Raw genomic sequence first — 13,532 nt, 5'->3', positions numbered from 1 at the left:
CTGTCACCCCGAGCGCAGTCGAGGGGCCTAGCTAGCGAAGCAACCGCGACGGCGGACCGTTTAGACATTAAACCTTAGACCTTAGACTCCCTCTAGTTTGCCGACTGCGTGATGACGCCGTTGTTTCCGATGCCGATTTGGGTGACGTTGGCGGTAGCGGGGTTGCCCATGGCCCCTGTCTGGGTTACGTTCAGCGTGTTGAGGTTGCCCAGTTGCTCGGCTACATCTTTGATAATCATGCCGCTGTTTACGCCTTTCAAGGTACTGTAACCACGCTGCGTCACGGTAGCCTGGTTGCCCACGCCACCCTGCTGTAGTTTGGTTACGTTGACGTCGTTTTCCTGGCCAACAGTTGCCGTGTTGTCGTCGCTGATGACGGGGTTGCCCGACACGGTTGATATACCCCCCGCGAAGCCCTGTGTTACCTCAGCCTGGTTACCAATGGTGCTACCCGTAGTCAGGTTTTGCTGAATGTTCGCTGTATTGCCCGTGAAGGTAGACGTGCCAGCCCCTGCGCCATCATAGGCGTACGTTTGGTTGATCACCGCCGAATTATTAGTACCGCCTACGCCCTGGAAAATGGCACCTACGTTGTTTTTGGACTGTGTAGTCTGACCAATAAATGCGGCATCGGTAGTACCGCCCTGCTGGATGTTGGCTACGTTATAAGCGCTAACATCAGTTTGGTATACGGTGGCGTTACTACCACCGTTAGAGGCAGCAGTTTGAGTTACAGTAGTAATATTGCCTGTAGCATCATTGTTTTGATAGACAGTGGCGAAGCCATTGACACCCAACTGATCTACCTGGATGTTATTCTGGCTACTCACAAAACTTTGCTGAACGTCGGCGTTTTTGTTGGCGCCTTCCTGCCCAACGCGGGCGCGGTTGTTCTGGCTGTCGTTGTTTTGAATAATCGCCGCGAGGTTGCCCGTTGCGCCACCCGATACCGCCCCCTGCCTGATGGTCGCCTGGTTGCCAACCGACAGGTTAGACTGTTCAATAGCCGTGCTGAGGTTAACGTTGCCCACCTGCTGAATCTGCGCCATGTTGCCCTGGCTGCGGCCCAGCGCACCGGCGTTCTGCTGCACCGTCGTTTGGTCATTGCCGGCCCCAGTCTGCGTTACGGTGGCTACGTTACCGCCTGTCAGGGGCGTGTTTGGCATGAGTAGGCCCGTGCCGCCGCTGCGAAAACCATTGCCCCCCTTCTGTTCAATAAACGCTTTATTGCCCGACCCCACCGTTTGGGTGATGGTAGCCTGATTATAGTCGGCCCCGTTGATCTGGTCAATAAACGCCTGGTTTTTGGTGGGTAGGGTAGCCGTGGCATTCTGCGTCACCGTAGCCACGTTACCTACGTTGACGGGGCTGCCCGTGCCGGTGAGTTGCCGGATGGTGGTTTGGTTGTTGCTGCCCGTCTGCGTAATGGTGTTGGTCTGACTGTTGCCGCTTTGGTTCACCGTCGACGTATTCTGCGCCTGCAACGTGGCTGCGAAAGCAGCCAGTGCGATACCCGTGAGAATAATTCGTTTCATGAGAAGAAAAGGAAAAGATCAGGGCTTGATGACTTTAACGCGCTGATGTTGGTTGTTAGAGATGGCTTGCAGTAAATATACTCCAGGTAGCAAGACACTGACCTCCCATGAAACGGATTGTTTCTGAGCGGTATACTGCCACGTCTCCTGCCTAATCATACGCCCCAGTAAGTCTACTAACTGCACGGTAAGTGGCTGTCCTTCTGCGCCGGTTATGGTAGCCTGTAGCTGGTTGTTTTCCAACGGGTTAGGGGCTAAGTTGATAGCTAATGGTGGGGTGTTTTCCACTTGACCTATCCGTCCGTTGGCACAGTTGCCAATCACCAGGGCAAAGGGACCCGACCAGCTAAAGCTGCCGTCGGCGGCGAAGGTCTTGGCGTAGAAGCTGGCGTTGGTCTGTACACTTACCAGCGTGAGGCTGCTGGCGGTGGTGCCCCGCTGTACGCCCAGCACGTCGAGTAGCTTGTTGGCGGCGGTCTGCCCGTTTTTGTACCACTCGTAGCGAGTGCCGCCTGGCAAGACGGGTAGCACCACCTGACTGCCCCGGCAGAGCGTCTGACTGGCGGGGGGTAGGGGTGAGAGCACCGTCAGGCTGAAGACCGCCGCCGGGCTGGTGCAGCCTTGTGGCGAGGTCTGAATGGCCGAAAACGCTTGCACCCCCGCCAGGCTGATGTCGGCGTTAGGTGGGTTAAGCGGCCCGGTTGTGGCCAGAAAGGCCAGTATGTTGGGTGGCGTGGCGGTGGCATAGGCCGTCAGCGAGAGGGGGGTGCTGCTCACCGGCACTGGGCTGTTGGTTCCGGTTAGCGTAGGCGCGGCGGGTTGGGCATTAACCGTGACCGAGCGGGTAGCCGTGGCCGTACAGCCGACCACGTTGGTCACAACTACCGAATACGTTCCTGATTGTGAGACAATTGCTATGGTCAAAACTCCGCTCTGGCTCAGGCTCGGCCCAGCGAACGCGTAAGTTGTGCCGCCGCCAGCCGTTAGGGTAATGCTCCCCGGTGCGCATACAGCCGCGTTGCTGGCGGTGAGCGTAGCCGTGGGGGGCGTGGTGTTGCTGGAAACGGTTGTGTTGGTGGTACTGAAACAACCGTTGGCCGAGTTTGTCGCCGTGACCGAATAGGTGCCTGACTGGTTCACCACCGCCGTGCCCGCCACGGCATTCTGACTAATGAGGCCCGGAGTGGATGCTCCCGGCCCGGCAAATGCGAACGACGTACCCGACACGCTGCTCGTAGCAGTGAGCGTGAGGCTTTTAACGGCGCAGGTCAACATACCTGATGCGGCTAAACCCACCACGGGCGCAAGGGTGTTGCTGAATACCTCCGTCGTGGTTGTGCTGATACAACCTGCCGCATTGGCCGCCACGACCGTATACGTACCCGGCGCATTGACAACCGCCGTAGCGGCCAACGCGTTTTGGCTAACTAAACCAGTCCCGACGAACGAGTAGGACGTACCCCCTGTCGCCGTAAGCGTTAAACTGGTTTTAGCACAGGTCAACGTAGCTGATGCCAGGAGCGTGGGGGCTGGTAAGGTATTGACCGTCAAGCTAAAAGCGGTGCTTGTGACGCTGTTGCACGTACCCACTGCCACAACCGAATACGTACCCGCATCGCTCACCCGAACGCTGCTGAACGACAGGGCCGACGTGCTCTGCGCCGCCCCCAACGATAATCCCTCTTTATACCATTGGTACGTTATCGGTCCCGTTCCTGATACGCTGACGGGGACGTTCAGGGCCGTACCCACACAAAGAGCCGTAGCGGCTACCGGTTGAGCTGTGATGGCAAGCGGCAGGATTTTTACACCCTGATACTGCGCCGCCCCCGCGTCGAGCCGCGCCCCCACAAAACGCGGGTTGCCCGTCAGGTCGGTAGCTGGCCCCGCCACAATGGCGTTGGTATAGCTGGTCACGTCGGCCAAGCCAACAGCTTCGCTGCAAGCCGCCGTTTCGACAGAGGTTGTACTCACAAACGGCGACGCGGTGGCCGTGAGGCTGTTGGTGGCGGTGTAATTGCCCCCGCCCGACTCCAAAAGGCTGTTTGTGACCAGTATCTTGCCGTTGTCGCCGCTCTGTGCGCCCAGACTTCCAGCCCCATTTCCCCAAAACGCGCTGTTGATGACATACAGGTAAGCCGAGCCAAAATTGAACTCACCCGCCCAGAGTGCGCCGCCTGCCACTGTGGCCGTGTTGCTTTGAAACGAACTGTTGACAAACGACAGCAACGTGGTGCCTCCGCTCTGTGTGCTACCCAGCCCGCCACCATACTGCGCCCTGTTGCCCACAAAGCCGCAGTTGATCCACTGCCCACCAGCCACCGACCGGGCCACCACGCTGGGTAAGGAGGCAAACACCCGGATTGCCCCGCCCATGCTAGCGGCCTGATTGTCGCGAAACAGGCAGTTCACGAAACGGGGTTCGGCATTACCGGCTGCCGTAAGGCCCACATTATTGGCGTTATACACAGCACCCCCGTCGGTCTGGGCGGTATTCTGGCTGAATGTACAGTCTGTGAAGGTTGCCTTAACGCCCTCTTTCCCCCCTATTACGTCGGCACTTAGGTTCGCCACGGCCCCGCCGTTGATGGCCGTATTTTGTCGGAATACGCAGTTGCTGAACGTCGGCGTAACGTTGGCATAGCTGCGATTATCGACGTTGGCGACCGCCCCGCCCAGAGGGGCATAGTTATTGATAAACAAGCAGTTGTGTATACTGGGGTCCATTGTTGGCTGGCCGGATACGTAGGTGGCATAGTTCAGCAGACCCCCGCCAAAGTCGGGTGCATAGCCGCCCGTAATCACAAAGCCATCGAGCACCGCCGACGAGTTGGTGCCGATGGGGTGAAACACCACGTGGAAGGCGTTGTCGGTGGTGCTGTTAGGGTCGCCGATTTCACCACTCAGGATACTCCCCGATGCGTTTCCGGTACGGGGGTTCACGGCGGGGCGTTGGCTGATATCGGTTTCGTTTCCCACAAAACCCCCCAACACACTCACGCCATTGAGCGCCTGAAAATAGATGGCTCGGTTGGTTGTTTGGGTGGGTTTGTACGTACCCCGCGCCACCCAGACTTGCCCACCGCCGCAGTTCAGTTTTTCAAACAGGGCGGCCTGTAGGTTCTGGCCCGCCACGGCGTTGGCCCAACTGCTGCCATCGCGCGTTCCGGCCCCGGTTTCGGTTACGTGCAGGATGGTGTTGCAAGGGAGAGGCAGCACCGTAACCGTAATGCTGGTAGTATTCACGATGCCCGATGTGCTGCGACCCGTTACCGAGTAAACCGTTGTTACGGTGGGGTAGTCCACGATCTGGGCGGTAGTAGCCCCGGTGCTCCAGGTATAGCTAGTGCTGCCCGATGCCACGAGCGTAGTCGGCGCGCCAAACGTGACGGTGGTTGATGGCAGGACAGTAATATCAAGATCAAACTCGCCCCGCACCGTTACGTTACTAGCCGTACTGGTGAGGCTGCACCCGTCGGCGCTCGTCACAACCACCGAATAACTGCCTGCATCGGTCGTCTGGCTGCTGGGAATCGAGAGCGTAGCCGACGTTTGGCCCGACAGTACAGTGCCGTTTTTGTACCACTGGTACGTCATGCCCACCGTGCTGGTCGAGCTCATAGGCAGGCGTATGGGTGCAGGGGCGCGAACAATCGTGGCGGCAACGGGCTGACTCACGATGACAGGCCGCGCTCCGGCGGCTTGCTGCAATTCAAACGCCCCCGCATCGAGCGGGCCGCTGTTAAAATAACGCGGATTACCCGCCGCGTCGGTCGTGGGGCTGGGTGGCACTCCGCCGGTTACGGCGGTGTAGCCATTCGGGTCGGCGAGGTTGACGGCCTGGGCACAGGGATTAAGCTGAAGGGTGACCGTACTGCTAAACGGATTCGTCACCTCAACCACGTTGCCCGTGCCATTGATGTAGGTTGTGCCGGGTTCAAGGGAACTGTTGTAGACGAACGGAGCCTGCCCGGAAGCGGTCATCGAACCTGCCCCCCCGTTGTTCCAGAACGCGCAGTTGTTGAATGTGGGCAACGTTGTCCCCGGCGTGAAGAACTGCGCCACCGACTGATCGTTGTAGTTGACGTTGCTATTGCCGAAGAATGAACAATTTACATAGGAGGGCGACACCACGCCCACCAACCGGGCGTAGTTGTAGGCCACCCCGCCCGTTGTGGTGGCGGTGTTGTTTTTAAAAACACTATTGATAAGTACGTAGTTGGCTTCCCCACCCGCGTCACCGTTGCTGTAAATAGCCCCGCCCTGCATCGCCACGTTGCGCTCGAAGCGGCAGTTGACGGCCCGCCAGTTGGCATTGCCATAGTTGTAGGTGAAGTTCATGATCGCCCCGCCAAGCGTGGCCGTATTGCTCACGAACGATGTATTTTCGAGGTACGGGTTGGTTCGCCCCTGCACCCGCGAATCGTTGAAAATAGCCCCGCCGAGGGGCGCGAAGTTATTGGTAAACAGTACGTTGCGAATGGTTGGGCTGCATACCCACCGCGCATTGCTGAGGGTAACTTGGTTGGCATTGTTGTACATGCCGCCCCCCGCATCGGTTGCGTAGCCGCCGCTCACCACAAACCCGTCGAGAATATCGGTATTGGTGATGCCGTTGCCGTTGAGGATAACGTGGTAGCTATTATCGGTGGTGGAGTTGGGGTCGCCAATTTCGCCCGATAACGTGCTGCTGCTCACTTGCCCAAGCGTCGGGTTCAGGGCGGGGCGTTGACTGAGGGTCGTTTCGGTGCCCACAAAGCCGCCGTATAGTTTCACGCCGGGGCGCATGCTGAAGCTAATGGCCCGGTTCGCGTCTGAGCGGTCCGGCGTTCCGGTGGGTTTGTACGTACCCGAAGCCACCCACACCTGCGCGCCGCAGCCCTGCGCCACGTTAATGGCGGGTTGCAGGTTCCGCCCGGCGATGGCATTGGTCCAGTTCGTGCCCGTTTGGTCACCCGCGCCGTTCGGCGTTACGTAGATAATGGACTGACAGGGAATCGGTACCACTGTGATTGTTCGGGTAGTTGACCCCGTAAAGCCGAGCGCGTTGGTGCCCATTACCGAAATGGCCGTCGTTGCAGTGGGCACGAAGACGAACGTGCTGCCCTGGGTGCCGTTGGCCCAGGTGTAGCTCGTGGCCCCCGACACGGTCAGCGTGACCATAACCCCCGCCGTGACGGTAGCCGAGGGGTTGGTCGTGATCGTCAGCACGGGGTTGTTAGACGGGGCGATGGTCAGTTGCAGGGCCGTGCTGGTGGTGCTGCACCCGCCCGTAGCTGACACGCTAACGACATGCGTACCAGAATCGGTTGTTTGGGCTTGCGGGATACTCAGCGTGGCCGAGGTTTGGCCGCTCAACACGGCCCCGTTGCGGAACCACTGGTACGAAAGAGCCGCGTTGCTACTCGCGCTGATGGGCACGCTCACGTCGTCGCCCGCGTTGAGGGTCAGGCTGCTGGGCGGTTGGCTGGTGATGGTAACGGCCCCGCCCAACGTGCCCACGAACTGTTGCGCCCCCATATCGAGTACACCACTACGCAACCGGGCATTGCCGACCCAGTCCGTGCCGGGACCACCTGCCGCGTTATAGGCGGATATATCGCCCGCGCCGATGGCCGGGGCACAACTGTTCAGCGATACACTGCCGGAAGCCGTAAACGGCGACGCACCCGCCACGAAGTTGCCCGTGCCGTTGGGTACGTTCGCTTCGAGCAGCGAGGTGTTGGCTGTAAACGTCGAAGCAGGCGTAAGTGCGGCGCTACCACCCGGACCGCCGGCCGCATTATTCCAGAGCACGCTGTTGGTCAGCACCGTACCAGCGGTGCCGCTGACGGGGCTGTTAAAAATGGCTCCCCCGCTACCTGTAGCTGTGTTACCATGAAACGAACTGTTTACCACCGTCGCTACAGCCCGGCCACCGCCGAAGCCGATGGTAAACATGGCTCCGCCGCGGGTGGCTGTGTTGTTGATGAAGGCGCAGTTGAGCAGCAACGGAAACGCCCGTCCGCCGTTGTAGCCGTTGTTGTAGATGGCCCCGCCGTCGGTAGCCGAGTTGTTCACAAACCCGCAGTTGATAAGCGTCGCGCTCGTGATGCCGCTGGGGTCGGGTTGGTTGTAGAACGCCCCGCCAAGGGCCGTGGCCAGGTTGCGCTCGAAGTACGTGTTCTCGAACCGTGGACTGGCCACCCCCGTGTTATTCGCCTGATTCCAGACCCCACCGCCATAAATAGCCGCGTTGTCAATAAACGAACAGTTGCGGACCGTGGGGCTGCACATATTACCTGCGCCCTGCCCGTTGTTGAACATCCCGCCGCCAAACACGTCGGCCCGGCCCCCCGTCACCACAAACCCGTCGAGCACCGACGTTGGCGTTAGGCCAGGGTTGTTGAAAATAACGTGGAAACTATTGTCTGCCGACGTACCCACCACGCCAATATCGCCCGACAGCGTACTGCTCGACGGTTGCCCGTTATTTGGGCCTAAGGCCGGTCGTTGCGATAGTGACGTTTCCCCACCCGCAAAGCCGCCGTAAATCGCCACGCCGGGTTTCATCGAAAAGCTAACGGCCCGGTTATTGTCCGTCGTGGGTTTGTACGTACCCGAAGCCACCCACACCTGCCCGCCGCAAGCTTGCGCGGCATTGATCGCCAATTGCAGGTTCCGCCCCGCCATCGCGTTGGCCCAGTCGGCCCCGGTTTGTGCGCCTGTGCCGTTTTCGGTCACGTAAATGGTTGATCGACAGGCCACGGGAACCGTTGTGACGGTCAGGCTCGTAATGCCGCCGTTGATGCCCGTCAGGCCCGATACAGAGAAGACAGTGGTTGTATTGACCGGCACGATTAGCGGGTTGCCCACAAAGCCCGTGCCCGTTGGGCCACCCCAGGTATAGCTGGTCGCCCCGGAGGCTGTCAGGGTGGTAGTTGTGCCCTGCGTCACGGTGAATGAAGGGTTGGCAGCGACGGTTATGTTCAGGTTGTAAACGGGCAGCACATTGAGCTGGAACGCCGTGCTGCTGAGACTACAACCGCCGCTCGTGCTGGCCACTGACACGTACTGCCCCGTATCGGTAAACTGAACAGTGGGGATACTCAGCGTGGCCGAGGTCTGTCCAGATACCAGTGCGTTATCCCGATACCACCCATAATTAATCGCTCCCACGCTCGTCACGCTGAACGTAGCCGACACGGCTGTGTTGACCGTCGCGACCGTGCTGGCGGGTGGCTGACTCACGAGTGTAAGTAGGGCAGTCAATGCCCCGTTGTATTGTCGCGCGCCCATATCGAGCGTGCCAGAGCGGAAGCGGGCGTTACCCAACTCGTCGGTTTGTGGGGCGTTGGCCATCCCGCCAAATAAGGTTGCGTATGAGGTAACGTCGGCATTGCCAATGGCTTCTGAGCAAGGAGTAAGCGTGGTAGCGGTGGTGCTGGTATAGGGTGATGCGGACGCGTAACGAATGCCGGGTCCCAACAGGGCCGCCGCATCTGACCCTGGTTCGAGCAGGCTGTGGCTTAGGACTGGCTGGGCGGCATCGTAATACGTAAAGGCCCGACTTCCACCGTTGTTCCAGAACACGCTGTTGGTGATGGTGGCCCCCGTGTTGGGCGAGTTCATGAAGTTGGTCACGCCCACGAAGCCGTCGTTCACCGAACTGTTGCCCTGAAACGAGCAGTTCATGAACCGGATCGGTACGCTGCTTTCGTAGTACACCCCACCCGCCTGCGACGAATTACCCTGAAACGAGCAGTTAGTAAAGCCCGGCGAGCCATTGCTCGAGTACACGACCCCACCCTGGCCTCCGTCGCCAACCGTACTGTTATTCGTGAAGGTGCAGTTGATAAATCCGGGGTTGCCACCGGAATTACCAATGGCCCCACCGTAGCCATAACAACCGTAGGTGCCGCAGCCCCCCGCCCGGTTTCCCCGAAACACGCAGTTTTGAAACAACGGACTGTTGTCGCCAACATATGCGGCCCCGCCCTGCACGGCCTGAAGCTCCGTGTCGATGAGGGCGAGGTTGGCCGCGTTGCCACCCGTTAGCTCAAAGCCGTCGAGAATAGCCGAGGTGTTTATGCCCAGACCGTCGGGTAGGAAGAAGATGTGGTAGCTGTTGCCCGCCAACGTGCCGTCGTTGTCGAGGTCGCCGCTGAGGGTCGTGGTGTGGGTACGTGGATTGCGTTGCGCCATCGTGGGCGACCCCGTAGCCGGAAAACCACCCAGCACGGTCACGCCGTTTTTCAGCGCGAAACTGATAGTCTGGTCAAGGTTGGCCGAGCCGCCGGGCTTATACTTACCTGCCGCTACCCACACTTCATCGCTCGCCGCACTGGCGTTAATCGCCCCCTGCAAATCGGTGGTGCTGGTGGCCCAACTCGTTGTGGCCGAAGCTGGGGCGGAGGTGCCGGTGGGCGTTACGTAGCGAATGATCTGGGCCTGAGCAGACCAACTGGCAAGTAGCAGTACAGCGGTGACAAAGAGGGTACTGACGGTGGTAAAAAAGCAAGTAGCGAATGGTCTCATAGGGGAGGTACTGTACCTATAGGTAGGTATCGCAAAAAAAAGCGAATGCTTTTTATTTGCCAATACCTCTTTGGAGGTAGCCCCGCCATTGGCCGTGCACGTTCCAACCGCTGACTTATCCTACCAACCAATTAGTAAGATAAGTCAGCGGTTGGAACGTGCCGCCGTTGCAGTGAATTATTCTTTCAGCACTTTCACCGTCTGGCTTTGGCGGTCGGTGGTGGCGCGCAGCAGGAGCATACCTGCTGGCTGCTGGCTCACATTCCACTCTACGGCCTGCTGCTCGGCGGCTTCCGGCCAGGTTTGCTCCAGCACCGGCTTGCCTTGCAGATCCAGCAATTGCAGCGTTAGCCGTTGCCCACCCGCCCCGCTTACGGTGGCCCGTAGGGTATTGGCAATCAGTGGATTGGGGGACATCCGGACTTGTAGAGAAGCCTCCGTTGTTTCTGTCCCCACGCGGCTGCCGCAGTTACCAATCACCACCGCAAAGGGACCCGACCAGCTGAAGCTGCTGTTGGCGGCGAAGGTCTTGGCGTAGTAGGTGGCATTGGTCTGCACACTCACCAGCGTGAGGCTGGCCGTGGTCGTGCCCCGCTGTACGCCGACTACGTCGAGGAGCTTGTTGGCCGCCGTCTGCCCGTTTTTGTACCACTCGTAGCGCCCGCCGCTGGGCAGCACGTTCAGCACCAATTGATCGCCCCGGCAGAGGGTATAGCTGACGGGGGGCAGGGGCGAGATGACCGTTAAACTGAACGGCGTGTCCGGGCTGAAACAACCAAACGCGCTGATCTGCACCACCGAGAAGCTCTGGATACCCGCCGTGCTGACGTTGGCGTTGGGCGGGCTGAGCAGCCCCCCCATACTGTAGAAAGCCAGCGTGTTGGGTGGTGTGGCAGGTTGCACCAGCCCGGTCAGGTCGAAGGGGGTGGTGCTGTTTAGGGTTGTAAACGTAGTCCCCGGCGTAAGGGTGGGGGCCGAGGGGCGCGGCTGAATCGTTACCGACGCAGTGCCGGTGGCCGTACAGCCGTTAGCTCCTGTTACTAGTACGGTGTAACTGCCTGATTGAGAAACGACTATGCTGTTGTTGCTGCCGTTCTGGCTGAAACCACCCGGCCCGCTGAAGGCATAGGTAGCTGCTCCGGCGGTGGCCGTCAGCGTCACACTGCCGGGGGCGCAGACCGAGGTACTGGCCGGCGACAGTATAGCCAATGGCGTAGCGGTGTTCTGGCTAATGGCGAGGGTCGTGGTGCTAAAGCAGCCTGTGGTGGTGTTGGTCACCGTAACTGAGTACGTCCCAGCGGCATTCACCACTGCTGTCCCGGCCAGCGCATTCTGGGTCACGATACCGGCCCCGCCACCCACACGGCTGAAGGCATAGGCTCCGTTGCCCGTCGCCGTGAGCGTAAGGCTGGCCTGGGCGCAGGTGAGCGTGGCCGAAGGGATGGCCGTGAGCGTAGCACCGGGCGGTGTTCTGTTTTGGGTAATAACCACACCGGCACTGGCCGTGCAGCCACTCGCACCCGTTGCCACCACCGAGTATGTACCCGGCGCATTGATGATGGCCGTTCCCTGTGTGGTATTCTGGCTCACGATACCGGCCCCGCCGCCCAAGCGGGTGAACGTGTAGGGCGCGCCACCGGTGGCCGTGAGGGCGATGATGGTCTGGGCGCAGCCGAGTACAGAACCCGGCGTGGCCGACAGCGTAGCGGCAGACCGGGCATTCACCAATAGCTCAACCAGACCGATGTTGACCAGGGGCGTGGGGGTGGTAGCATCGGCTACGAGTACCGTCAGCGTTTGCACACCCGACAGGCCGCCCCCCACAGAAGCCGATACCGCCGAGGTAGACGTACCTGACAAGCTGATACCCGCCGGAGCCACCCACGTGTAGCTATAGGGAGACCTACCCTCACTGGCCGTGACCGATAGCGCAACAGTGCTGCCCGCGCAGATGGGGTTGGGATTGGCGGCGGTCAGTAAAGAAAGGGTATACTCAACGGCCCCCATATCGACCCGGTTCTGCACAATGCGGGGGTTACCCACCAAGTCGGTAGTGGGCAGAGCAAGTGCTGAGTAAGGCGAGCTGGCGGTGGTAACGCTAGCGGGGTTGCCCACGTTGATGGCCGCCGAGCCCGCCGTCAGGGCTATGCTGGTGGTATTCTTGAAGGGCGAGGCGGCGGCATTGGTCAGGTTGCCAGTACCGGCGTTGTAGCCCGTTACTGCACTCTCGAACAGGCAGTAGGCGGTCGTGATGCTGGCTTCATCGTTCGAAAACGTGTTGGTTCCCCCGTTGTTCCAGAATACCGAATTTGCCAGGGCTGGTCGGCTCACACCAGTTAGTCCCCCCTGGTTGTGTATGGCACCGCCAGTGGTAGCCGAATTAGATTGAAATGCACAGTTGGTCAGTTGGGCTTCACTGAGGCCACTGAGGGCATCGTTATACATTGCCCCGCCGACGCTGGCCCTGTTCGCCAAAAACCCGCAGTTGGTCAGCACGGGGCTGCTTCGTCCCTGCGCTCCTAAGTTATAGATTGCTCCGCCCGACGTGGTGGGTACAGACACAGAGGGTAGCGCGATATTGGCCCGAAACAGGCAATTCGTCAGCATGGGGCTACTCGTGCCAAAATTGCCATTGTTGAACAGTGCTCCGCCAGAGGTGAACGCGGTATTGTTCTGAAACAGACAGTTGGTCAGCTGCGGACTCGCCGTACCCTGTCCATAGCCATCGTTGCCCATACCCGCCCCAAAGAGCGCGAAATTGTTCTGGAACAGGCAGTTGCGGATGGTGGGGTTGCAGGTTCCTCCAAAGGCTCCGTTATAGATCCCGCCCCCGCTGTTATTTAAATCGTCATTGGGGTTGCTGGTGTTGGTGGTTACAGCATTGCCTGCGGTGATTACGAAGCCATCCAGCATAGCCGTGTTCGTTAGTCCCGTCTGCGTGTTGCCCCGATTGCTGATGACGTGGAAGCTGTTGTCGGCGGGGTCGCCGGGCGTGCCAATATCGCCACTGAGTATAGTATTCGATGGTTGGCTAGTCACAGGGTTTACGGCGGGGCGTTGGTTTAGAGCCGTTTCATTTCCCCGAAAACCGCCATATATCGCCACCCCGTTTTTCATCGAAAAACTCACCGTTCGGTTGGTTGTGGCGGTGGGTTTGTAGGTACCCGCCGCCACCCAGACCACGTCGCCCGCGCTGCTGACGTCGATAGCCCACTGCAAGTTGTTGGTGCTGGTGGCCCAGCTGAACGCGGTGACCGGATCGGAGATGCCGGTGGTGCTCACGTAACGAGTTACCTGGGCGAGGGCGGTTTGGTAAGTGCTGGCGGTCAGAAAAGCAACTAGCAGCACGGCGGTGGTCAGACGTAGAGCGTGTGTCATGAGTAGGGGAGAATAGGGCTATTTGGTAAGACTAAATGAGCCATTTTCCGCCTGCCAGGCAAGTTCGGGGCGTGGACAACGCGTGGACAATTCGGGAACGGT

Annotated in this window: 3 protein-coding genes; all 3 read right to left on the bottom strand. The window is 59.6% G+C overall.

From position 1 onward, the window contains the following. Nucleotides 1-92 precede the first annotated feature (92 nt). Nucleotides 93-1,535, bottom strand: coding sequence for a beta strand repeat-containing protein (locus J2I48_RS23765; RefSeq protein WP_207338010.1), 1,443 nt, complete (start codon nt 1,533-1,535; stop codon nt 93-95). 18 nt (nt 1,536-1,553) lie between these two features. Then, nucleotides 1,554-10,052, bottom strand: coding sequence for a T9SS type A sorting domain-containing protein (locus J2I48_RS23760; RefSeq protein ID WP_207338009.1), 8,499 nt, complete (start codon nt 10,050-10,052; stop codon nt 1,554-1,556). A 177-nt stretch (nt 10,053-10,229) separates the two neighbouring features. Then, entirely contained in the window at nt 10,230-13,430 is a 3,201-nt protein-coding gene (locus J2I48_RS23755; protein WP_207338008.1) for a T9SS type A sorting domain-containing protein, read from the bottom strand. Between the last annotated feature and the right edge of the window lie 102 nt (nt 13,431-13,532).

It is taken from the genome of Fibrella aquatilis (assembly GCF_017353255.1).
GTDB classification, from domain to species: Bacteria; Bacteroidota; Bacteroidia; order Cytophagales; family Spirosomataceae; genus Fibrella; species Fibrella aquatilis.
The sequence above is the reverse complement of the archived record's forward strand: the minus strand, read 5'-3'. Positions and strand labels throughout refer to the sequence as shown.